Genomic DNA, 22585 nt, shown 5'->3' on the forward strand with positions numbered 1-22585 from the left:
GATCGTGAAGTACGAGTTCAGCGCTTACCGGGCGCGCTGGCGGGTTTCGAGCGCGCTGGTCGCGCTCGCGCTCGCCGCCGCGCCGGCCACCTTCGCTCAGACCGCTGGCGCCTCGGCGCCGGCGGTCGCCTCCCCAGCGGCCCTGTTGCCGGTGAAGACCGACGCGGCCAAGAACGCCGTGATCGTGACGTTGCCGCCTCCGGCCGCCGATGGGGTGTCGGGACGGTTCCTCTACCAGCCCAGCCTCAGCGGCGGCCTGGGATCGACGCCCGTGGGCCTGGATCGCGCCGCCACCGGCGAGACCCAGGTGTTGATCTTCCGGCGCGTCGGCAAAAAGGTGCTGATCGCCTTCGAAAACTACGGCTTCCGCGCCGTCGGCGGCACGCCGGAGGAAGCCCGCACCGTCCAGGACAGCTTTCCCGCCTCGGTGGTCTGGTCGGGCGATGTGATCGCTGACACGCCCGACGGCGGTGTGACAGTTGATATCGCCTCGTTCCTGCTGCGCGACGCCTTCGACATCACCGGCGGGCTCAAGCGCGGCAAGCAGGGCGCCTACAAGCTGGCCTCGTCGCTCAGCTATGTCGACCTGCCGCTTACGGGCGTCTTCCCCGACAATCTCGAGTTCGAGACGCGGCAGACCTTCACCGCCGACGAGCCGGGGGGCGAGGTGAACGGCATCGTTCCCGACGGTCGCGCCGTGACCTTTGGCGTCCACCACAGCTTCATCCGTCTGCCGGCCCCGGGCTTTATCCCGCGCGCCTACGATCCGCGCACGGGCACCTCCGCCCAGGTGCTGTTCGCCGATTACGCCGCGCCGCTAGACCAGCCGATCGTCCAGCGCCTGGCGCGCCGGTTCCGGCTCGAGAAGACCGACCCGGCCGCGGCCCGCTCGCCGGTCAAGAAGCCTATCGTCTATTACGTCGATCGCGGCGCGCCTGAACCCATCCGCTCGGCCCTGATCGAAGGCGGCCGCTGGTGGGCGAAGGCCTTCGAGGAGGCCGGCTATATCGACGCCTTCCGGGTGGAGTTGCTGCCCGAGGGCGTCGACCCGATGGACGCGCGCTATAACGTGGTCAACTGGATCCACCGCCAGACCCGGGGCTGGTCGACCGGAACCACGGTGGTCGACCCGCGCACGGGCGAGATCGTCCGCGGCGTCGTCCAGCTGGGTTCGCTGCGCGTGCGCCAGGATCGGCTGATCTTCGAAGGTCTCGTTGGCGCGGACAAGACGGGCAAGGGCGGTCCCGACGATCCGCTCACGGTGTCGCTGGCGCGTATCCGCCAGCTTTCGGTGCACGAGATCGGCCACACCCTGGGTCTGGCCCACAACTTCGCGGGCAGCACCTATGGCCGTGCGTCGGTCATGGACTATCCCGCCCCGCAGGTGAAGATCCAGGGCGACCACCTGGACCTTTCCGACGCCTACGCCAAGGGCGTGGGGGCCTGGGATCGTTTCGCGATCAACTGGCTCTACTCGCAGGGCGCGCCGGGTTCGAACGAGGCCGCGCGCCTGGACCGCTTGGCGCGCGAGGCTCAGGCCAAGGGGCTCCGCTACGTCACCGACGGCGACTCGCGCAGCGGTTCGGCGGGGCAGCCCTATGGCGCGCTATGGGACAACGGTCCCGACGCGGTCGCGGAGCTGGATCATGTGCTGGCCGTGCGCAGGATCGCGCTCAGCCGGTTCGGTCTGGCCAACCTGCCTAAGGGCGCGCCGGCGGCGGACTTGAAGCGCGTCCTAGCGCCGATCTACCTCTTCCATCGCTACCAGGTCGAAGCCGCCGTGAAGCTGATCGGCGGCGTCGACTACGCCTACGCCGTGCGCGGCGATGGTCACGAGAGCGCGTCGATCCCGGCGGCCGCCACCCAACGCAAGGCGCTGGACGCCCTGCTGCGGACCACGGATGCGGCCACTTTGGATCTGCCCGATCCCCTGTTGAACTTGCTGTCGTCCGGTCAGTCGGGCGTGCGGGACAAGGCCTACGAGATCGAAATCTTCCCGACCTCGGGCCCGGCGATCTTCGACCTGCCGACCGCCGCCGAGATGGCGGCCGACCAGACCGTGTCGCTGCTGCTCAATCCGCAACGGCTGAACCGGGTGGTCGAGCAGAATCGCCGCGACCCGGCTCAGCTGGGCGTTGCCGAGTTGGCTGAGCGCCTGCTGGCGTCCGTGGCGCCAAGCGATGCTCAGGGGCGGTTGGGCGACCTGCGTCGTCGCATCCGCGCGCGCGTCGTCAGCGACCTGATCGAAGCACAGGGCGACAAGTCGCTCTCGCCGACGGCGGCTGCCCAGATCGACGCGGCGCTGCGGACCTTCGGCAAGAGCCTGGCCGTCTACCAGGGGGGCGGGGCCGAGGGCGATCAGGCCGCCATGCTGTCGCGGGCCCTGCTCAGTGACGACCCCGGCGCCAGGCAGGCCCTGGCCGCGCCTCGCTCCGGCGCGGTTGAGGCTCTGCCGCCCGGCATGCCGATTGGCGGCGAAGACTGCTGGTTCTGCGCTCCGAGCGCGGATTTGTAATGCGTACTCCAGAAAGAAAGCGTCTCATGACTGTTCTCCCCCTCGGGCTCTCCAAGGCCAGCTTCCGAGGCGCGCTGATCGCCGCCAGCGTCCTGCTGCCCCTGACCGCCCACGCCGCTGCGCCCGCCGTCGCGATCATCAACGCCCAGATTTTCGACGGCACGGGCGCGGCGCCCTACAAGGGTGTTCTGGTGGCGCAGGACGGCCGCATCGTAGATGTCGGTCCCAAGGCGAAGCCGCCAAAGGGCGCACAGGTGATCGACGCCAAGGGCGAGGCGGTGGTGCCGGGCTTCTTCGACGTTCATACGCACTGGACCCCGGCCGGCTCGCCGGCCATCACGCCCAAGATCGCCGACGCCTATGTGGCCTCGGGCGTGACCACGGTGAACGACTTCCACCAGCAGCCGGAATCCTTCGCGCCGCGCCGCCAGTGGCTATCGACCCTGACCGCGCCGCACGTCAACTTCGTGGCTCGCGTCAGCACGCCGGGCGGCCACGGCGCGGACTGGGCCGACGAGGCCACCACCCGCTGGGTCAACACGCCCGAAGCGGCCAAGGCCGCCATCGAGGGTCTGGCCCCTTACAAGCCAGACGCCATCAAGGCCTTCACTGACGGCTGGCGTTACGGCTCGGCTCCGGACAACACCAGCATGGACGGCTGGACGTTGAAGGCCCTGACGGACGCGGCCCACAAGCTGAACCTCAAGGTCCTGTCGCACACCGTCACCGTGGAGCGCGGCGCGGTCGCGGCCGACAGCGGCGTCGACATCATCGCCCACAGCTTGCAGGACGAGCCAATTGATGCCGATACGGTCGCCAAGCTGAAGGCCAACGGCACCTACTACGCGCCGACCCTGGCGGTGTACGAACCCGTCAAGCCGGGCCAGAAGCCGCCGGCCGACGCCGACAGCCCCCGCGCCAAGCAAGCGGCCCGCAAGTTCGGCTACGCCCTGGCCAACGTGAAGACGCTAAAGGACGCCGGCGTGCCGATCGCGCTTGGCACCGACGCCGGCATGCCCGGCACGGCGCATGGCGTCTCGACCCTGCGCGAGATGGAGTTGCTGGTCCAGGCCGGGCTGACTCCCTCGGAGGCCCTGATCGCCGGCACGGCCACCAGCGCCCGCGCCATGAACCTGCTGGCCGACCGGGGCACCCTGGAAAAGGGCAAGCGCGCGGACTTCGTGCTGATCGCCGGCCAGCCGTGGACGACCATTACCGACGTCCGCAAGGTCGAGCGTGTCTTCATCGACGGCAAGGCGGTCTTCGGGCTTGGCGCGATCCGCTCGCCCGCCAACGACAAGCCCACCATGCCGGTGCTGAAGGCCAAGGGGCCTTTGGTCGACGACTTCGAGCGCGCCGACGGCCGCACCAGCCTCGACACGCTAAGGCTCAGCGACTTCGATGGCGGTCGCGACCGCAGCGTCGAGGTTCTCCAGACTATCGATCGCGGGGACGGCGACCACGTGCTGAGCGTGGCGGCCAAGATGGCCGAGAAGCCCGAACCAGACGCCGGGGTCCTGCTGCCGCTGAGCCGCGGCTCGGTCGAGCCGGTCGACGCCTCGGCGTTCAAGGGCGTGACTTTCGAGCTGCGCGGCGACGGCGGGCCCTATGTCGTGGTCATCAACAGCGTCTCGGGCTCGTGGGCGGCTACGGTGTCGGCCGACAAGACCTGGACGAAGGTCGCCGTGCCCTTCACCGAGTTCAAACGCTCGGGGCGAGGCGAGGGGGCATGGACCGGAACCGATCTGCTGGAGGTGGGCGTGTCAGGTTCGCGTCCGGCTGGCCGCAAGCTGTGGTTCGAGCTCGACGACGTGACGTTCTATTGAGTCCCCGCACTTCGCCGCCAGGCCCTGGAGCGACTTAACCGCGTCGCGGATTAGGCCCACTTGGCGCAATTCTTGTGGGGACGCCGGACGCCGCGCCTGAGGCGTGGCGTCCGCAATGCGTCTCGCGGCATGATTTTATGATCTCGGTGTATTTGCGGCGGACGGTTCAAGTCTTGGCGCGCCCTGATTGCGCCCGCCGAACGCAACGCCTAAATGTTGCGAGGCGGGACTCAGGGGCATGTGTTGTGCGCTTAGTATTTGGGAAGGGGCTTGACGAGGATTTCGGGCGATGACGACGCCGGCCTCGAGTACGGACAGAGACGTCGAAAGGCTTTGTCTGGCGCTCTCGGCTGAACTGATCGCTAGCGGCTTCCTCAGGGGGACCTTTCGCTCGGCGCTCGACACGATTCTAGCGCTGGCGATCGCCCAAGCGAACCTGGCGCCGATGGCTCGCAACCTGGCGTTCCAGAAGACTTATGCGGGCTTGAGCAGTTCACCGCCCGACGAACTGCGCAGGCCGGTAAGGTCGCGGTCGATCGCCATATCGCTTGGGATTCCGCAGGAAACCGCGCGCCGGCGCGTGGCGCTGATGGTCGAGTCCGGGTTTCTGGTCCAGACGAACGCCGGGGTCTTCATGCCCAAGAGCGTCACCGAGACCCCGGTCTACATCGAAACCGCCAAGGCGACCTGGCGCGCGCTCGGCGATCTTTATATCGCCCTCAGGCGCTCGGGCGCGCTGGGCCCGCCAGCTGGCGGGCTTGGTGATGGAGAGCCGCCCCATCGATACATGATGAGGCTCTGGGGGGATCATTTCCTGCGGTTGATCGAGACGCTTCTGTCGATGGTCCAGGAGCCGCTCGGCATCGTTCTGCTGTTTACGATTCTGCGCGCGAGCCAGGCGACAGAGTCCGGCGCTGGGCGACCCGTCTCCGCCTTGTCCCTGTCGCGATCGCTGGGCATGCCGTTCGAAACCGTAAGGCGCAATGCTTTGCGGCTGGCGGAGAACGGTCTGTGTCAGAAGGCGTCTCGCGGCTACCTGATCACCGCCGAACTGCTCGACACGCCCATCTGGCGGCAGTTCGCCGAGCGTCATCGTCTGATCCTGATGCGCTTTTTCTCTATTATGGGTGAGAGGGATCTGCTGGGCTGGTGGGAAGCCGACTACCAGGCCGAGAGTCGATAGCCTTGCCCGAAACGGCGAGCGCTCGGGCAAGGCGTTGAGGTTGACTAGAACTTTCGGCTGAGGCTGAGACCCCATTCACGGGGACGGCCATAGCTGGCCTCCTTCAGCCCGAAGCCGCTGGAAGCATTGCCGGACACCTTGTAGCGCTCGTCCGACAGGTTCGAGCCGAACAGCGCCACTTGCCAGAGCTGGTCCGGAGACGCATAGGCCAAGCGCGCGCCGAACAGGTCGTAGGCGGGCTGGGTCAGGTCGGGGTCGTTGGCGACGTCGTTGTAGACGGTGCTGTAGTGAGTCCAGTCGGCCCGCGCGGTCACTCGCCCGCCGTTGGGCAGATCGTGGCCGTACTCGACCCCGCCGTTCAGCGTCCACTTGGGCGCCTTCACGAAATGCGTCGCCAGGGTGATCGGCAGCACCTGACCGGCCGCCAGGCCGTTACCGACCTCGGTGTATTTGGCGTCCATGTAGCCGCCGCCGAAGTTGAAGCTCCAGTTGGTCGTCGGCCGGGCCTGCAGTTCCACCTCGACGCCCTTGACCTCGCCGGCCGCCGCGTTGGCGACGAAGTTGCGTGGCGTCTGGTTCACCGTCACCTGGATGTCCTGATAGTCGCTGAAATAGCCGGCGACATTGAGGATCAGGCGGCGGTCCAGCCACGACGTCTTGGCGCCGGCCTCGTAGGTGAGCAGGGTCTCGGGCTGATATTCAGTGACTTCCGAGGCGTCGTTGAGCGGACGCGCATTGAGGCCGCCGCTCTTGAAGCCCTTGCCGATCGACGCATAGAGCAGGATGTCGGGCGTGGCCTTATATTCCAGGCCGACTTTCGGCGTGAACGAGTTCCACGACCCGCTTCGCGACAGCTGGGCGATCACGCCGCCGTCGCGGATGCGGCGGTGATCCAGGACGTAGTCCTTTTCATCGCGGTTGTAGCGCGCGCCCAGCGTGGCGCTGAGGCGGTCGGTCAGGGTCAGGCTGCCTTGGGCGAAGGCGGCGTAGGTTGTGCTGGTCACCTTGGTGTAGACCGCCGCCGACGGGCTGTAGGGCGGCGGCGAGACGCCGGGGGCCAGACCTAGGGCCAGCTTGGCGTAGCCGGAGTCGGTGCCGCGCTCGCGGAAGGCGTAGACGCCGGTGACCCAGGTCAGGCGATTGTCGAACGACTGGCCGCTGAGCTGGAATTCCTGGCTGTATTGCGCCTGGACGTCGTGATTGAAGGTCTCGCGGAACGTAAAGGGCGTATTGTCCCCGTCGCGCGCGAAGGTGGCCTTCAGGCCGCGGATCGCGCTGATGCTCTTGAAGGACACCGCGCCGAGATCCCAGTCCACGGTGGCCGAGGTCCCCCACAGGTCCAGATCGTTGATGTTCGGGCCTGTGCCATAGGTCGTGTACGGATCGTTGGTCAGGAACGAGGTGTTGAGCGTCTTGGCGCCGTTCGGCGCGGTGATGCCGAGGCCAGGCGCGACATAGGTGTTGAAGTTGGCGATGAACGGTCCGGCCACGAAGCCGGGGACCGAGCCGATCACCAGAAGCTTCTGCGGCGCGGAATGTTCGCGGGCGCGGGTGTAGTCGGCGGACAGATTGACCGTGACCGCGTCCGAGGCTTCCCAGCGCAGTTGGGCGCGGGCCGCCGTGGCGTTGCGATCGCCCAGGTCGTCGCCGGTCAGGAGGCGCTTGCCATAGCCGTCGCGCGTGAGGCGGGCGGCCGACAGGCGCGCGGAGACCTTGTCGCCGAGCGGGATGTCGACGTGCCCCTTGACGTCGCGGCGATCGAGACTGCCGATGACGCCCTCGATCTTGCCCCCGAACACGTCCTTCGGCTGGTCGGTGGTGATGATCACCGCGCCGCCGATGGTGTTCTTGCCGAACAGGGTGCCCTGCGGGCCGCGCAGCACTTCGATGCGGCTGACATCGAAGGCGTCCAGCGTGCCGCCAATGGAGCGGGCGTAGTAGACGCCGTCGACATAGACCCCGACGCCGGGATCGCTGAAGATCGCGAAGTCGTTCTGGCCGACGCCCCGGATGAAGACCGTTGCGTTGTAGTTGCCGCCGCTAAGCGCCGCGGCGCCGTCGAAGCGGATGCTGGGCGCGAACTTGGCGATCTGGTCGACGCTTTCGACGCCGCGGCTCTGCAGGGCCTCTCCGCCAAGCGCCGTGACGGCGACGGGAGTGTCCTGCAGTCGCTCTTCGCGGCGGCGAGCCGTCACGACGACTTCTTCGATCTGGGCCGTTTGGGTGTCGTTGTTCTGAGCGACGGACGGTGTCGCGATCGCCTGAACACCGGCCACCGCGCAAGCCATCAGTCCCCCGGCGCGCAGGCGGCCGGAGATAGTCCCAATCCTGGGCATAGGTTTTCCTCCCGGTACGTCGATGATCATCCAGCGCGAGCGCTCGTGACCGTTCTGATTGTTATGCGTACTAACTATTTCAGAGCATGATTGTATGCCGCGTGCAACCGCCTCTCGCGGCGTTCCGAAAATCAAAGAACAATGTTGCGTGAAGGTCGCGCTTTGCGAGCCTCGGGCGCACGCAGAGGCATGCGCGCCCGCTCGCGCTGAGCGGACGCGTTCAGCCTCTCGACAACCGAGAAGGCTTGGACTTAGTCGTCGCTGGAAGTCGTGCGGCCGCTCAGCCACAGGCAGGCGACGCCGCCAGCCGCGAGGATGGGCAGAAGCGCCAGGAGAACTTGGCTGGGCGGCCGTCCCGCGCCGATCAGCGACGCCGCCAGCAAGGGACCGGCGGCCGAGCCTAGGCGGCCCATGACGACGGCTGCGCCGACGCCGGTGCCCCGCAGGCGGGTAGGATAGAAACTCGGCGCCATGCCATAGACCGTGGACTGGACGCCCGAGATCGTGGCGCCGACCGCCGCGCCCACGACCAGGAAGATCGAGAGCGAGGCGGGCGCCGAGGCCGCGGCGGTCAGCGCGATGGCCGAGGCGCCGAAGACCGCGAGTATGGTCAGGGTTCGTCTGTTGGGGTGATCCATCAGCCAGCCCGTCGCGACGCTGCCAACTGCCCCGGCGAGGTTGAAGGCCATTTGCACCAGCCCCGCATCGGGTCGGCTAAGGCCCTTGCCGATCAGCAGCGACGGCAGCCAGCTCAGCAACAGGTACATGATCAGCAGCGCCAGAAAGAACGCGACCCACAGAAGGAGCGTCGTCAGGCCGCGTCCGTCGCCAAACGCGGCTTCGGCGAAGCCGGCCTTCTGGACGGAGGCGTCGCGAGCCTCGGCAATAGGTTTCGGCGGATCGGGCAAAAGGGGAATGGCCAGCACCAGGGCGAGCAGGGGACCGGCGCCGCCGACATGGAAGATCACCCGCCAATCCGAAGGATCGGCGCCGGCTAGGCTGACCAGACTGGCGATCGCCCCGCCGCAGGGCAGGCCCGCATAGAGAAAGCCGACGGCCCGGCTGCGCAGACGAGGCTCGACGCTCTCGGCGACGATCGCGATCAGGTTCGGCAAGGCGCCGCCCAGGCCCACGCCGGTCAGGAAGCGGGCGAGGAGAAGGCTGTTGAGGTCGTTCGCAAGGCCGGTCGCGATCGACAGCAGGCCAAAGACGGCCACGGAGAAGAGCAGGGTGGTCTTGCGCCCCAGTCGATCGGAGAGGCGGCCTCCGATGGCGGCGCCGAACATCAAGCCGAACGTGCTGACGCTGAAGAACCATCCGAGAGCGTCGGGCGAGAGCCCCAGGTCCGGCGCCAAGCGAGGCGCGGCCACGCCCGCCGATTGCAGGTCAAAGCCTTCGAAGACGGCCAAAAGACAACAAATGGCGACGGCGGTCAGGCTCGTGCGCCCACGCGCCATGTCGTTTCCATCGATCATGGATCCTCCCCCTTCTCATCATCGCGCTCTGCGTCGCGTCTTTTTGATATGTGTCATAACTATTATAGAATGTCGCTCCTATTCGCGACGATCGGCGCGAATCCGCTCGCCGTGCTACGAACGGGCAAGGCGAGGAAGACGCGTTGATGGCTAACGCTGCGGAACTTAAGGCGACGACGGAGGCAACCCCTTCGTTGGGCGGGTTGGAGACCACCGTGGGCTTCGTGCTTCGCCTGGCGCAGGTCGCGGTGTTCAAGGATCTCTTGGCGGCGCTCAAGCCCTTTGACCTGCGCGTCACGGATCTCTCCGTCCTGCTGGTCATCGAAGCCACGCCCGGCCTCCAGCAACGGGCGATCGGCGACATGCTGCGCATTCAGCGTCCGAACCTCGTGATCATCCTCGACCAGTTGCAGGCCAGAGGCCTTGTGCGGCGCGATCCGGTTCCTGGCGACCGACGCTCCTATGCGCTCTCGATAACCCCCGAGGGCTCGGCGCTGCTGCAGGGGGCGAAAGCGGCGCACGCCGCGCACGACAAGAAGGTGCTGACGGCGCTCGGCGACCTCAAGAAAGAGCAGATTCTGGCCGTGCTGGAGCGGATCGCCGAGATCTAGCTCCGCCAGCGAGGCGACCGCGCCCAGGGCAAATAAGCCTTCTGCCAAATGATTTGCGCTGCAAACAATATGATGTAGAAACAAATAAAGCGCCCGCCGAAGGCGCGGCGACGGTCGCCATGGAGGAAACCTATGTCTGACGCCGTGCGCGGAGACGTCGATGCGTCCCAGGCTGGCGCGACGAGCAAGATCGTCTGGCGACCTTATCACATCTACATCGTCGCTCTGCTGTTGCTGATCACGATCTGCAACTACCTCGACCGGATCGTGCTCAACGTTCTGCAAGAGCCCATCAAGCGCGAGCTGCGGCTCAGCGACTGGCAGCTAGGCTTGCTGAGCGGTCCGGCTTTCGCGCTGTTCTACTCCGTCGCTGGCATCCCGGTGGCGAGGTTGGCCGAGCGGACCAACCGCGCTCGCCTGATGGCGGCGGTGGTCGCGGTCTGGTCGGCGATGACGGCGCTTTGCGGCGTCGCCCAAGGCTTTGTCCAACTGCTGCTGTTTCGCGTCGGCGTCGGCATGGGGGAGGGCGGCTGCCTTCCGGTCAGCCATTCGCTGCTGGCCGACAACTTCAGCATGCGCCAACGCGGCATGGTCATGTCGATCGTCAGCACGGCGCCATCCTTCGCCACCATCCTGGCGCCGATCGTCGGGGGGCTGGTCGCCCAGCATTGGGGCTGGCGCGCCGCGTTCCTGGTCGTGGGCCTGCCGGGATTGGTGCTGGCCCTGCTGGCCTGGCTGACGCTTCGGGAGCCTCGCGACCGGGTCCAGACCGACACCTTCGCGAAGGTCGAAGCAAAGTCCAATTCCACCTTCCTCGCCGACCTGGGCGTCCTGCTGCGCAATCCGGCCTTCGTGATGCTGGTGGTGGGCGGGGCCTTCATCGGCTTGGCCTATAACGGCGTCACGGTCTTCACCGTCTCCTTCATGATCCGCACCCATGGTCTGACTCTGTCCGAGGCGGGCGGCGTCGTGGGCCTGGGGGGGATGCTCGGCCTGGCTGGAACCTTTCTGGGCGGCCTGGCGGCCGACAAGCTGGCCGACGCGCGCGGACGCTCATACGTGCTGGTGCCAGCGGTCGGCGGCGTCCTGACCTGCCTCTTCTATGGCCTGGCCTTCGCCCAGCAGAACTGGACGCTGGGGCTTCCGCTGCTGCTGGCAGCCTCGGTCGCCTACAATCTTAAGAATGGGCCGATGTACGCCGCGGTGCAGAATATCGTGCCCGGCACGATGCGGGCCACGGGGGCGGCCGTGTTCATGTTCGGCGCGACCGTGGTCGGCGGCATGACCGGTCCGCTGCTGGCGGGCGGGGTCAGCGACAGCGTCGCCGGCCACGCCTTCCCGGCCGCGCTTGGCGTGTTCCATGCCGCCTGTCCTGGCGGCCGGGCGGTCAAGGGGGCGGCCACGGACGTCGCGCAGGCTTGCGCTCATGCTTCCGCCGCGGGCCTGCAGACGGCGCTGGTCGTGGTCTCCATGGGCTTTCTGCTCGCGGCGATCTTCCTGGTGATCGGCGCGCGCTGGCTGAAAGCCAACGAGCCGGCGGCCGCTTAAGGTTTTACTGATCGCTGTCCGCGAAGCAGCGCTTGTAGAGCTTGTCGAGCAGCGTGTGCAGGATCTGATGTTCCTGGTCGGTCAACGCCGTCTTGATCGACGCCTCGTTGACGTGGGCCAGGGCGCGCATCTCTTCCAGCGCCTTCAGCCCGACGGGCGTGGCGAACAGGAGATGACGGCGCCGATCGGTCTGTGAGCGCTGGCGCATGGTCCATCCCAGGCGCTCCATATTGTCGAGAATGGCGACGATCGTCGCCTTGTCGAACCCGACCTCGCGAGCCAGCGTCTTCTGCGAAAGCCCCGGGTTAGCCGCGATCAGGGCCAGCGCCGAGAACGCGCCAGGACGAATTTCCTCGCGGTCCAGCAGGGCGTTGAAGGCGCGCGACAGGTGGTTCTGGATCCGGCGGATCCGGAAGCCGACCAAGTCGTCGAGCACCCCAAGGGAAATCTCGCCTCGGGGTTCGTCGTCTTCAACGGTCGCGATGGGCTCGGCCTTGGCGGTCATCGGCGGTCTGTTTCTCCGGCGGCTGAATGACTTCCTCGTCGATTTAGTCTGTCGCGGTCAATGGTCATGCGCCTTTGAAGACGACGCGGTCGCCCTCCCAGGCGAACTCGGTTTTGAGCCCGGCCTTATGGCTGATCGCCGCGACATAGTCGGCTACCCCGCGACCGCGCGCGTCGGCGCCGAGCGGTTCTGGCTGGCCTGTCGGCGTCATCCAGATAGGCCGGAACCCGGGACTGATCGCGCCGCTCGCATCGATGTGGCAGGCGGCGACCATGCCGTTCTTGGCCTCCGGATGGAAGGGATAGAGCGGGTAGTCCGGATCGGGCTCGAAACCGAACAGCGCCTTGCGCTTTTCCGCCCACGCGCGGCGGACCGGATTGTCGTTGCCCTCCGCCGTCAGGGCGCGCGTGACGGTGACGAAGTTGCCTAGGCCATGGAAGATCGGCTTACCGCGCCAGACCTCGACGCCCCGCAGGATGTGGGCGTGGTGGCCGATGACAATGTCGGCGCCGGCTTCGATCGCCGCTCGCGACACCGCTTTCTCGTACATGGCGATATGGGCCGGGGTGTGGACCACGCCCTTGTGGAAGGCCACGACCAGCACGTCGACCCGATCGCGGATCCCGGCGATGTCGGTCTGCATGGCCTCGACCGTGTCGGGATCGGCGAAGGTGTAGACCTTGGGCGGGCCGCCGGGATTGGCGTTCTCGAGCTCGTAGTGGGTAATGATCTTCAGATAGGCGCAGCCCGCGCGTTTCTGCCCCGCCCAGCCATCCTTAGGGCCCACGCAGTTATAGCTCAGCAGGCCGACGCGAAGACCGCCTCGTGACGCCAAGGCGGGGCGTCGGGCCTGAGCGAGATCGAGCCCCGCGCCGGCGCTGACGATCCCCTGGGCGGTCAGGTTGGCGATGGTGTCCTCGATGCCTTCGCCGCCGCGATCATGGATGTGATTGCCGGCCAGACTGACCATGTGGAAGCCCGCTCGGCCGACCGCCTTCAGGTTCTCCGGATCGCTGGCTGGAGCCGGAATGTCGCCGACCGACTCCTGACCGCGGGTGGTGTGCGGCACCTCGACGTGGCCGATCAGCAGGTCGGCTTCCGCCAGCAGCGGTCTTGTCTTGTCGAAGAAGAAGTCGGCGTTCGGTTCGTCCAGCACGAGGTCGCCGGTCATGTAGAGCTTGAAGGGCGCGGTCATGGGGCGCTCCGCACCGGCAGTGTCACGCTGGACGGCGTGTCGCCGCCCGTGTGCAGGGTCAGGGTTGGCGGCGGTGTCGTTTCGGTCCGGGCGCGCTCGCGCGGCTCGGCGCCGCTGACAGCGATCCGCACGCGGTGACCGGCCTTGAAGACGTAGGACACCGCCAGCATGTCGAACGACACACGCACGGGCTCGCCGGCCTTCAGCGGCTGATGATCCTCGGTCCAGGCCCGGCGCCAAGGCGTACCGATCGTGTCCCACGGGGCGGTCACGACCTTGCGCAGCGAAGCGCGCTGGCGTCCCTCGCTCACCACGGTCACCGAACCGTCCGGCGCGACGTCCTCCAGATAGGCGAACACCGCCTGTTCCGGCGCGTTGGACGAAATCCACAGGTCGGCGAGCGGCGAGCCGGTCATCTCGATATCGGCCTTCAGCTCAGGACCGCTGTAGACGAAGCTGGCCTTGGCCGGATGACAGGGCTGGGCGAAGGGGCCCCAATTTGGCTTTACCGGATCGGGCGGACAGGTGGGGGCGTAGTCGACCGTGACGCTGCTCGCGGCGGTCCTGGCGGCCGGCTTGGCCTTCAACTGCTCGGCGTCGAGGAAGAGCGCATTGCGCGGATCGGGACGCGGCCAACGCTCGGCCGAGCGCCACTCCTGGCCCTTGGGCGCGCCGATTGTGAAGTAGCGGATCGGAGCGTCGGTCTCGATGCCAGTGGCTTCGCCCTTCAGATAGTGGTCGAAGAAACGCAGCTGCTCGGCGCGCAGATCAAAGCCGTCGTTCAGGCAGTGCCGCCAGGGACCGATCACGATGCGCGCCTGGCCCGGCAGGTTGGCCTGGGCGATGAGGCCCTCGGTGCGGAAGTCGTCGTACCAGCCGCCCTGGATGTAGAGCGGCACGTTCGAAGCCTTCAGCTGACTCAGATAGGCGCCAATGCTGACCTCGCCCCAGAACTTGGCCATGACCAGCGGCGACCAGCTGTCGCGATAGGGCATGGATTTCATCAGCTCGAGCAGGTTGGTCGACTTCTGATGTTCCTCGGCAGCCTGGCGAAGCTGGACGCGGTCTTCGTCGCCCTGAACGGGCGTGGCCTTCATGTCGTCCTCGAGGCTTCGTGTCGGGCCGGTGCCGTATTGGGCGATGATCCCACCGCGCGTGTGGCCGTCATAGCGCTCCCAGGCGAAGCACCCCGCGAAGGCGGCCTTCAGATGCGGCGGACGGGCGATAAGCGCGTGCATCACCGCTTCGCCGGTGTTCGAGCAGCCGTACATGCCGATTTGGCCGTTCGACCATGGTTGAGCGGCCAGCCATTCGGTGATCTCGTAGGCGTCAAAGCCTTCGGTGAAGTCCTCGTAGCCTCGTCGAACGCCGAACGAGGCGCCGTTGCCCCGGCGCGCGACGATCGCCACGACATAGCCTGCGCGGGTGAGATCGGTCAGCGATTGGGCCGCGCCCGTCTCGCGCACGCCGGACTTCTCGATGTCCAGCGTATGGTGCCAGATGACCGGCAGGGGCGTGTCCACCGGCCTGCCGTCGATGGCGGGACGGTGGAGCGAGATCGCGATCTTCGTCCCATCGCGCATCGGCAGGTAGAACGAGGTCGCGACTTGCTGCGAATAGGTCTCTTTCGGCGCATAGGCGCCAAAGCTGGCCGGCGGGGCGGCCGCGGCGCTGACGGCGGCGGCCGACAGAACGGCGGCGAGGGCGCTCGCTGAACACTTCATACGAAGCTCACTGAAAAAGAAGCGGCGGGCGAAGCCAAGCTCGCCCGCCAAAGGTGTTCCCGGGGGGAAGATCGGAGATCACCAGGCCTTGCTGATTTCCACGGAAACGAAGCGGCCCAGCGGCGAGGCCGCCTGGCTGTCCCAAGAGAAGGTGCCGTTCATGACGATCGGCGGATCCTTGTCGAACAGGTTCATCACATTGGCCGAAATCCGCAGGTTCTTGGCCAAGCCCGAGTCGCGTTCGAAGGCGTAGGACGCGGTCGCGTCGAAGATCGTCTGGCTCTTGACCTTCACGTTCGGCGTGATCGCGGTGTTCAGATAGCTGTCGGTGTAGTTGGCGAAGATGTTGGCCGCCCAGCCGCCCGACCGCCAGCCCACCGCGCCGCGAACGCGCAGGTCGATCGGGTTGCCGAAGGTGTCCAGCACATCCTGCCAAGGCGCGCTCGCTGCGGTCTTGCGTTCCAGTTTCAGGACCTTGGCGACCTCGGTCGACACCGTCCAGTCGCCGATGGGCGTCGTGAAGGCGTAGCGAACGGAGACGTCGAGGCCGCGCTGGTCCAGCTGGCCCAGGTTCTGGCGACGGCCGTCGATCAACACGTTGATGTTGGCGACCGGCTCGACCGGATTTTGCAGGTCGGGGCTGGTCATGGCCGTCGCGACCAGCGCGTTGAAGGCGGCCGTGGCCGCCGCGTCCGACGCCGCGGGACGGCGGATGATGTAGGCGGCGTAGACCGAGCCGTTGGCCATGGCCGTGTTCGGCGTCACGTCGATCCGATTGTTGTACAGGATCTTGTACCAGGTGGCCGAGACGCTGAGGCCGCTGATGGCCTTCGGCTTCCAGTCCAGGCCCGCGGACCAGGTCTTGGCCGTCTCCGGACCCAGCTGGCCATTGCCGCCGTTGGTGAAGATGCCGCGCGTGACGCCGGTGGACGAGGTCGGGTCGGTCAGGTTCTGGATGAAGATGTTCTTGATCTGGTCGGCGCTGTCGACCAGCGACGGCGCGCGGAACGAGGTGCCGTAGGTGGCGCGCAGCGTCAGGTCTGACACCGGCGCGTAGATCACGCCGATCTTCGGGTTCGAGGTCGTGCCGAAGTCGGAATAGTCCTCGCGACGACCGGCCAGCGACAGCTCGAGGCGTTGCACGCCCGGCATGGCGTTGGACGCGCCGACGATCGGCACGAACAGTTCGCCGTAGACGGTTTTGATATCGCGGCTGTTGCGCACGATCTTGTAGGTCGCCGCGCCGCTGGCCAGGACGTTGGTCGCCTCTAGCGTCTGCTTGAAGCGGTTGTCGTGGTACTCCGCGCCCACCGCGACCCGCACCGAGCCCGCCGGCAGATCGAACAGCGGGCCATCGGCCTTGATCGAGTAGTCCTTGGCGATGTTGGTGCCCCAGGTCGCGCGGTTGGCGTCGATGATGTCCAGCAGTCGCGCGTTGTTCGTGCGGTTGAAGGTCCCGTCGCCGAACGGATTGAAAGCCGTGGTGGGATCGCTGCTGGCCAGCGCCGCCGTCAGGGCGGCATTGTTCAGCACGCTCTTGCGGTCCTGGAAGCCTCGGCTGACGCTATGGTCGGCATAGGCTGCGATCCGCCACTGCTTGCCCAGGTCGTAGTTGAGCCCGATGGCGTTTTGCTGGGCGTTCTCGAAGCCCGTCGAGTTCGGATCGGCATCCTCGGTCAGGCGATATTCGACTGTCTCCGAGGTCTGGCCGGCCGGTGAGACGAACCAGGGATTGGTGTTGCGTACGGTCAGGCTGAACAGGGCGGGCGGCGCGGCCAGGTTATACTTGCGCCGCGTATAGAAGCCCTCGTACCAGACCTCGGCCTTGTCGCCGATGTGCTGGTGGACGTTGAACAGCACGGTGTTGCGGTTCTGCTTGGGCAGCAAGTCGGCGACCGTCGCCTCGTCGTAGCGATTGGCCGTGCCGGCCACTAGCGACGAAGGATTGACGCCGACGCCATTGCCCGCGGGCAGGGCGTAGCGCACGCCGCCGATGACGATGTTGCCCGGCGCCGCGGTGAAGGGGCGGGCGTCGGTGCCGCCGCGCGCGGTGCGGTTCTGGCTGGCGAAGTCGCGGTCCGAACCCGACAGGTGGCCCCGCTCGTTATGTTCGAACGAGAAGAACAGCTCGCCGGTGTCCCAGGTCTTGCCGAAGGTCTGGCTGTACTGCTTCTGCGAGACGTTGTCCGCGAAGCCGTAGCGGACGGTGGTCTCGCCGCCGTCCAATGAGCGTCGGGTGATCAGGTTGACGACGCCGGCGACGGCGTCCGAGCCGTAGATGGCCGAAGCGCCGTCCGTCACGACCTCGATGCGCGCGACGGCGGAGGTCGGGATCTGGTCGAGGTCGCCCAGGGCCTTGATGATGCCGTTCGGCGCCAGGCGGCGGCCATTCAGCAGCAACAGGGTGGCTTCGGGGCCCACGCCGCGAAGATTGGCCGTGCGAACGGCGGTGGCGTTGGCCGCCGCGTCCTGAGCGCCGCCCGTGAAGGTGCTGCGGCTTTCATCGGCGCCGAGATTGAGCACCTGCGGCAGCATGCGAAGCGCATCGCTGGGCGTGCCGGCGCCGGAGGCTTTCAGCTCCTCCAGGCCTACCCCTACGGTTGGCGACCCGGCGGCCGCGACCCCGCGAATGCTGGTGCCGGTCACGACGATCTCGGATACAGCCGTGTCGTCCTGAGCGGCGTTTTGATGCGCGGTCTGCGCTTGCACGACCGAAGCGGCCGACCAGGCCGCGATGATCATGGCTAGATGCGAGACGCAGGCGTGGCGTGAGCTGGTGGTCTTCATGGCGGCCCTCCCGTGCGCCGTACGGCGCCCCGCCGTCGGCTGTTCTCTTTTCGGTCGAGCGAAAAATCGTTCGACTTCAAATAGTATGTTGCACAAACAATTTTAATTGCAAGTGGGCCTGCGAAAAATCGAGAACGGCGTTATGGAAGGGGCGCGATGGCGTCCCGTACGCATGGGATGATATTTGTCCGTCCCCAATATAGTTTGTAACACAAACTATTTATTGACAGGAAGCATCCCGCATTCCTGAATGGCGATAAGGGGAGGCGTCGGACGGTTCGGTTCACTCTCCCGCGTTCCAAAGCCAGATTCGCACCAGGAAAAATTCCGTGACCGACGCCGCCGCCGACATCCGTCCTCGTCCCCTGGAGGGCCTCAAGGTCATCGACCTTACGCGGGCGCTGGCGGGACCATACGCCACGCTGCTGCTCGCAGGGATGGGGGCGACGGTGATCAAGGTGGAAGACCCCCGCGGCGGCGACCTGGCGCGCGAGAATAGCCCTTATGTCGGGCGGGATGGGGTGAGCGTCGAGCGCCATCACGACGACGACCTTTCGATCTCCCACCTGACCAGAGCGCGCGGCAAGTACGGCGTCAGCCTGAATCTCAAGCACCCCAAGGCGCGCGAGGTGTTTGCCGACCTGGTGCGCGACGCGGACATCGTCGTCGAGAACTTCACCAGCGGCACCGCCGATCGTCTGGGCGTGGGCTATGAAGCGGCCAAGGCGGTCAATCCGGGCGTCATCTATTGCTCGCTGAGCGGCTTCGGCGCGGGCGTGTCCGAGGGCAGCAAGGCGATGGACGTGCTGATCCAGGCGCTGAGCGGGGCGATGTACGCCAGCGGCGCGGCGAACGATCCGCCGGTGCGGATCGGCATTCCCATGGCCGACATGCTCGCGCCTGTGTTCGGGGTCATCGGCGTCCTGGCTGCGCTGGAGCAACGGCGGCGCACGGGACAGGGGCAGCATGTCGATGTGTCGATGCTGGGCGCCCTGACCTCGTTTGTCGCCATCGAGAACTGGCAGGCCATGGCGCTGGCGGGCATGGAGGCGCGCACCGGCCTCACCGTTCAGCGCCTGTCGCCGTTCGGCGTCTTCCGCTGCGCGGACGGCTACGTCTCCATCGTCGCGGTGCACGAGGGCCTGGCGCGGGGCCTTTTCCGCGCCATGGGGAACGAGGCGTTGGGGCAGGATCCGCGCTTCGAGACTCGCGACCGCAGGGTCGCCAACGCCAAGGTTCTGGAAGCGCTGATCGAGGCCTGGTCCAGCCAACTGCCCACCGCGGAGGTCGCCCGCCGACTAGAGGCGGAAGGCGTTCCAGCCGCGCCCGTCCGCCATCCCGCCGAAGGTCTGCATGATCCTCGCGTGTTGGCGCGGGGTGAGACGGTTCCGATCCATCATCCGGGCTATGAGCGGGACGATGGCCTGATAACCAGTGGCGTGCCGATCCAGTTCTCCGAAAGCCGGACCGGCTTCGATCCGGTGCTGCCGGTGACGGTCGGGCAGCACAATGCGACGGTCTACCGCGAGCTGCTGGGCTATTCGGAAGAGCAGGTCGAAGCCCTGGCCCAGGCGGGCGCGATCTGATGGCGGGCCCGATCCTGGCCTGCGTCGGGGCGGACATCCCGCGTGAACTCGTCGCGGCGACCGGCTTCACGCCGTTCCGGCTGGCGGCTGATACGACCGCCACGACGGCGGAAGGGCTCGCCGGCCAGTCGCCCCGCACCCGCGCCTTGCTGTCCCAAATCCAGACTGGCGCTTTCGCCGGGGTCGCCATCGCGCATGGCTGCGCGGAAGACGCCCAGCTCTTTTCGGTGCTGCGCGAGCTGTCACGGGTTGGATCTCTGGATAGGCCCCCGGTCGCGCATCTCGACGTCCTTTACGGCGCCGATCCGGCGATCGACGCTTACAACCGGGCGCGGCTTGTCGCTTTCAGGAGCTGGCTGGAGAGCCTGACCGGAAAGGCTGTCACCTCGGAAGCCCTGCGCGACGAGATCGCCCGCGCGAACGCCCAGCGTCTCAAGCTGGCGCGGGCCCTAGCGCTGCGCGCTGAGCCGGCTCCTAGGCTAGGCGGGGTCCAGGCGCTGGATCTGATCCGCGCCCTATCTCAGGTCTCGCCGCAGGACGGAGACCGCCTGATCGACAAGGCGTTGGCCGAAGCGCGGCCGATCGCCGGGCGACGGGTCCTGATCACCGGTTCGCCGCACGAAACCTCGGCCCTGTACGGGGCCATCGAGGCGGCGGGATGCGTGATCGTTGGCGAGGATCACGACTGGGGCGAGGCCTGGGCGAGCGCCATGCTCGACGAGGCCCTGGATCCGCTAGAGGCTCTGATCGCGCGGTGGCGAAAGCCGTCGTTGTCGGCCCCGACGGGTTCGAGCCGGGTGCGCGCCCTCGCTCTAGCCGCCCGCGCCAGGGAGCTGGATGTGGACGCGGTAATCCATGTCCGCCTGACAGGCGACGAGGCGTCGCCGTGGGACGTGGCGGAAGCTCGGAAGGCTCTCGAGATTGTCGGCAAGCCGCTGGCGACCTTGCGGCTTGACCCCGCGCCCAACCCGGCGGCGGCCGCTGATATCGCCGACAAGCTCTCCGCCTTTTTCGCCGATCCTTCGGGCTCGCGCGCGCCGCCGCCTTCAGCGGCGAAACCGAACGCTGCGGCGGAGAAGCGACCTGCAGGCGCCAGCATTGGCCGCCGCAGCCACAAGGCCCTGACCTCGACCGCCGATTTCGCGGCATGGCAACGGGATTGGTTCGCCGATGTCCGGCTGAAAGCCGCCGAGGGGCCGTTCGCGGTGGTCAACGCCGATGCGCCGCAGGAAATCCTGCGGGCCATGGATATTCCCTACGTCGTGAACCAGTGGTGGGCCTCGATCGTCGCGGCCAAGCAGCGCGGTCGCGACTACGCCGCTCTGCTTCGGGCGACGGATTATCCGTCGGATGTCGAGTCCTACAGCGCGCAGGGTCTGGCGGCGGCCTTGGACGCGGATGTGGAGGACGCGCCGTGGGGCGGCCTTCCGAAGCCCGACATCCTGGCCCTGACGGCCGGGTCGGACGCCGGAGCCAAGCTGTTCGAGGCTTGGTCGCGCGAGACCGGCGCGGAGCTCCTCGTCTTCGCCCGTTCGATCGAGGCGCGCTGGGATCTGCCCATCGCCTGGTGGTCGGACCTGCCCGAGCGCTGGGATGAAACCCTGGAAGCCGAGCGACTGGACCTGCTGACCGCCCAGCTCGAAGCCAGTATTCCGCGCCTGGAGGCGATCACCGGCCGCAAGTTCGATCCGGCCCGCTTCGTCGAGGTGATGAATCTCGTCAACGAGCAGGAGGATTACTACCGCCGCACGCGCGATTTGATCGCGGCGACGCGCCCGGCGCCGGCGGGGATCGTCGACACCATGCCCGCGACCATGGTGCCGCAATGGCATCGGGGCTCGACCTGGGGGCGCGACGCCGCCAAGCGGTTCTATGAAGAGGTCGCCGCGCGCGTGGCCGCCGGCGAGGCCGCGTGTCCGGGCGAGCGGATCCGGCTGATGTGGGTTGGTCGGGGCCTCTGGAGCGACATGGGCTTCTACCAACGCTGGGAGAAGAGCCACGGCGCGGTCTTTGTCTGGTCGATGTATCTGGGCCTGGCCGCCGATGGCTATCTCCGCTTCTTCGACGGCGAGAAGGACGCGATGCGCGCGCTAGCCGCGCGGTTCGTGACCATGGGCGACGAACTTCGCATGCCGACCTGGGCGGGCGCCTGGCACGTCAAGGAGGCTCAGACTCATGGCGTTCACGGCGCCGTGGCGATCGATGACGCAGATCCGTTCGTCCTGGCCGCCCTGGAACGCGCGGGCGTTCCGGTGCTGCGCCTGCCGATGGGCAATATGAGCCTCGACGGCGACGCCTTGGAGGCGGCCGTCACCGCCTTCATCGAAGGGCCGGTGGCCAGCTATCGCGACCAGTGGCATTCCAGCTCGCCAGGAGAGTTCCGATGAAGCTTCCGATATTCGCCGCGACGCTCTCCCTGCTTTACGCCAGCGCCGCCGTTGCCGGAGAGCCGGCAGGCCCGCCTTATCAGGCCGTGATGGAGAGCGACCCGGGCTTGCCGACCCATACGGTCTACCGACCTGCGGACCTGGCCGCCTTGGGGAAGACGAAGCTGCCGATCTTGGCCTGGGCCAACGGCGCCTGCGCCAACGAGGGCGACGCCTTCGCCAAGTTCCTGACCGAGATCGCCGGGCACGGGTATCTGGTCGTGGCCATCGGTCCGATCGTGGGATCCAAGCGGCCGACCTCCGGGCCGCCCCCGCGACCCGACATGAACGCGCCGCCCAAGACCACCTCCTCGCAGCTGATCGACGCCATCGACTGGGCGGTCGCCGAGAACGCGCGGTCGGACAGCCGTTACAAGGGGCGTCTCGACGTCAAGAAGATCGCGGTGATGGGCATGTCGTGCGGCGGCCTGCAGGCGATCGAGGCGTCGGCCGATCCCCGCATCACCACCACGGGGGTGTGGAACAGCGGCGTTCTCGGGACGGGGACCGGCGGCTTGCCTGGCGCTGACGTGACCAAGGCGAGCCTAAAGGCCCTTCATGGTCCGGCGATCTATGTCAGTGGCGATGCGAGCGATATCGCCTTCGGCAACGCCAATGATGACTATGCTCGCATCGACCACATTCCCGTCGTTCGGGCCTACGAGGACGGCGTCGGCCACGGCGGCACCTATGGTCAGCCGCGCGGCGGAGCCTTCGGCGAGGTGGCCGTGGCCTGGCTGGACTGGCAGCTGAAGGGCGACGCGGCCGGGCGGGCCATGTTCGTGGGGCCGGACTGCGGGCTCTGCACACGACCGGGCTGGCACGTCGAAGCCAAGGGCCTGAAGTAGGACCCGTCGAGCTGGGCCAA

Annotated in this window: 14 protein-coding genes; 8 read left to right on the top strand and 6 right to left on the bottom strand. The window is 67.2% G+C overall.

The genetic code is table 11. From position 1 onward, the window contains the following. Nucleotides 1–4: 4 nt before the first annotated feature. The 3 genes from CSW60_RS00445 to CSW60_RS00455 all read left to right on the top strand — a co-directional run bounded on the left by CSW60_RS00445 (nt 5) and on the right by CSW60_RS00455 (nt 5524). Nucleotides 5–2515 (top strand): zinc-dependent metalloprotease, encoded by a 2511-nt coding sequence (locus CSW60_RS00445; protein WP_099535158.1) that lies wholly within the window; start codon nt 5–7, stop codon nt 2513–2515. 26 nt (nt 2516–2541) lie between these two features. Continuing rightward, nucleotides 2542–4341, top strand: coding sequence for a CIA30 family protein (locus tag CSW60_RS00450; RefSeq protein ID WP_099535160.1), 1800 nt, complete (start codon nt 2542–2544; stop codon nt 4339–4341). A 289-nt stretch (nt 4342–4630) separates the two neighbouring features. Continuing rightward, nucleotides 4631–5524: a hypothetical protein gene (locus CSW60_RS00455; RefSeq protein WP_099535162.1), complete on the top strand. Its 894-nt coding sequence runs from the start codon at nt 4631–4633 to the stop codon at nt 5522–5524. A gap of 44 nt (nt 5525–5568) precedes the next feature. Here CSW60_RS00455 and CSW60_RS00460 read toward each other — a convergent pair whose 3' ends face one another. Both CSW60_RS00460 and mhpT read right to left on the bottom strand, forming a co-directional pair. After that, nucleotides 5569–7860 (bottom strand): TonB-dependent receptor, encoded by a 2292-nt coding sequence (locus CSW60_RS00460; protein ID WP_099535164.1) that lies wholly within the window; start codon nt 7858–7860, stop codon nt 5569–5571. 251 nt (nt 7861–8111) lie between these two features. Beyond that, nucleotides 8112–9335, bottom strand: coding sequence for a 3-(3-hydroxy-phenyl)propionate transporter MhpT (gene mhpT, locus CSW60_RS00465; RefSeq protein ID WP_099535166.1), 1224 nt, complete (start codon nt 9333–9335; stop codon nt 8112–8114). Between the two features lie 215 nt (nt 9336–9550). Between mhpT and CSW60_RS00470 the strand changes: the two genes are divergently transcribed. Together CSW60_RS00470 and CSW60_RS00475 are read left to right on the top strand one after the other, a co-directional pair. Next, nucleotides 9551–9946, top strand: coding sequence for a MarR family winged helix-turn-helix transcriptional regulator (locus CSW60_RS00470; protein ID WP_236634189.1), 396 nt, complete (start codon nt 9551–9553; stop codon nt 9944–9946). A gap of 132 nt (nt 9947–10078) precedes the next feature. Then, on the top strand, nt 10079–11494 hold the full coding sequence (locus CSW60_RS00475; RefSeq protein WP_099535170.1) for an MFS transporter: 1416 nt from the start codon (nt 10079–10081) through the stop codon (nt 11492–11494). A 4-nt stretch (nt 11495–11498) separates the two neighbouring features. Here CSW60_RS00475 and CSW60_RS00480 read toward each other — a convergent pair whose 3' ends face one another. From CSW60_RS00480 to CSW60_RS00495, 4 genes are all read right to left on the bottom strand, one after another. Continuing rightward, entirely contained in the window at nt 11499–11999 is a 501-nt protein-coding gene (locus CSW60_RS00480; protein WP_099535172.1) for a MarR family winged helix-turn-helix transcriptional regulator, read from the bottom strand. Nucleotides 12000–12063: 64 nt separating this feature from the next. After that, the gene (locus CSW60_RS00485) at nt 12064–13194 is read right to left on the bottom strand and encodes a CapA family protein (RefSeq protein ID WP_099535174.1); all 1131 of its coding nucleotides are present in this window, start codon (nt 13192–13194) and stop codon (nt 12064–12066) included. Further along, entirely contained in the window at nt 13191–14918 is a 1728-nt protein-coding gene (locus CSW60_RS00490; RefSeq protein ID WP_099537505.1) for a CocE/NonD family hydrolase, read from the bottom strand. Before CSW60_RS00490 ends, CSW60_RS00485 begins: the two co-directional genes overlap by 4 nt. A 78-nt stretch (nt 14919–14996) precedes the next feature. Continuing rightward, nucleotides 14997–17705 (bottom strand): TonB-dependent siderophore receptor, encoded by a 2709-nt coding sequence (locus CSW60_RS00495; protein WP_099535175.1) that lies wholly within the window; start codon nt 17703–17705, stop codon nt 14997–14999. A 329-nt stretch (nt 17706–18034) separates the two neighbouring features. On the opposite strand from CSW60_RS00495, the gene CSW60_RS00500 reads away from it, so the two are divergent. From CSW60_RS00500 to CSW60_RS00510, 3 genes are read left to right on the top strand one after another with little or no spacing between them, the layout of a single operon-like run. Then, nucleotides 18035–19291 (top strand): CaiB/BaiF CoA-transferase family protein, encoded by a 1257-nt coding sequence (locus CSW60_RS00500; protein ID WP_236634190.1) that lies wholly within the window; start codon nt 18035–18037, stop codon nt 19289–19291. Next, on the top strand, nt 19291–21678 hold the full coding sequence (locus CSW60_RS00505) for a 2-hydroxyacyl-CoA dehydratase family protein (protein WP_099535177.1): 2388 nt from the start codon (nt 19291–19293) through the stop codon (nt 21676–21678). Before CSW60_RS00500 ends, CSW60_RS00505 begins: the two co-directional genes overlap by 1 nt. Then, the gene (locus CSW60_RS00510; RefSeq protein ID WP_099535179.1) at nt 21675–22565 is read left to right on the top strand and encodes an alpha/beta hydrolase; all 891 of its coding nucleotides are present in this window, start codon (nt 21675–21677) and stop codon (nt 22563–22565) included. The genes CSW60_RS00505 and CSW60_RS00510 overlap by 4 nt, the downstream gene beginning before the upstream one ends. The last annotated feature ends 20 nt before the right edge of the window (nt 22566–22585 follow it).

Source organism: Caulobacter sp. X (assembly GCF_002742635.1).
GTDB lineage: Bacteria > Pseudomonadota > Alphaproteobacteria > Caulobacterales > Caulobacteraceae > Caulobacter.

What these genes read in the sequence shown, in the direction of transcription:
- CSW60_RS00450 (WP_099535160.1), top strand. Translation starts at nt 2,542, where the DNA reads ATGACTGTTCTCCCCCTCGGGCTCTCCAAGGCCAGCTTCCGAGGCGCG.
- CSW60_RS00455 (WP_099535162.1), top strand. Translation starts at nt 4,631, where the DNA reads ATGACGACGCCGGCCTCGAGTACGGACAGAGACGTCGAAAGGCTTTGT.
- CSW60_RS00460 (WP_099535164.1), bottom strand. Translation starts at nt 7,860, where the DNA reads ATGCCCAGGATTGGGACTATCTCCGGCCGCCTGCGCGCCGGGGGACTG.
- mhpT (WP_099535166.1), bottom strand. Translation starts at nt 9,335, where the DNA reads ATGATCGATGGAAACGACATGGCGCGTGGGCGCACGAGCCTGACCGCC.
- CSW60_RS00475 (WP_099535170.1), top strand. Translation starts at nt 10,079, where the DNA reads ATGTCTGACGCCGTGCGCGGAGACGTCGATGCGTCCCAGGCTGGCGCG.
- CSW60_RS00480 (WP_099535172.1), bottom strand. Translation starts at nt 11,999, where the DNA reads ATGACCGCCAAGGCCGAGCCCATCGCGACCGTTGAAGACGACGAACCC.
- CSW60_RS00485 (WP_099535174.1), bottom strand. Translation starts at nt 13,194, where the DNA reads ATGACCGCGCCCTTCAAGCTCTACATGACCGGCGACCTCGTGCTGGAC.
- CSW60_RS00490 (WP_099537505.1), bottom strand. Translation starts at nt 14,918, where the DNA reads ATGAAGTGTTCAGCGAGCGCCCTCGCCGCCGTTCTGTCGGCCGCCGCC.
- CSW60_RS00495 (WP_099535175.1), bottom strand. Translation starts at nt 17,705, where the DNA reads ATGAAGACCACCAGCTCACGCCACGCCTGCGTCTCGCATCTAGCCATG.
- CSW60_RS00505 (WP_099535177.1), top strand. Translation starts at nt 19,291, where the DNA reads ATGGCGGGCCCGATCCTGGCCTGCGTCGGGGCGGACATCCCGCGTGAA.
- CSW60_RS00510 (WP_099535179.1), top strand. Translation starts at nt 21,675, where the DNA reads ATGAAGCTTCCGATATTCGCCGCGACGCTCTCCCTGCTTTACGCCAGC.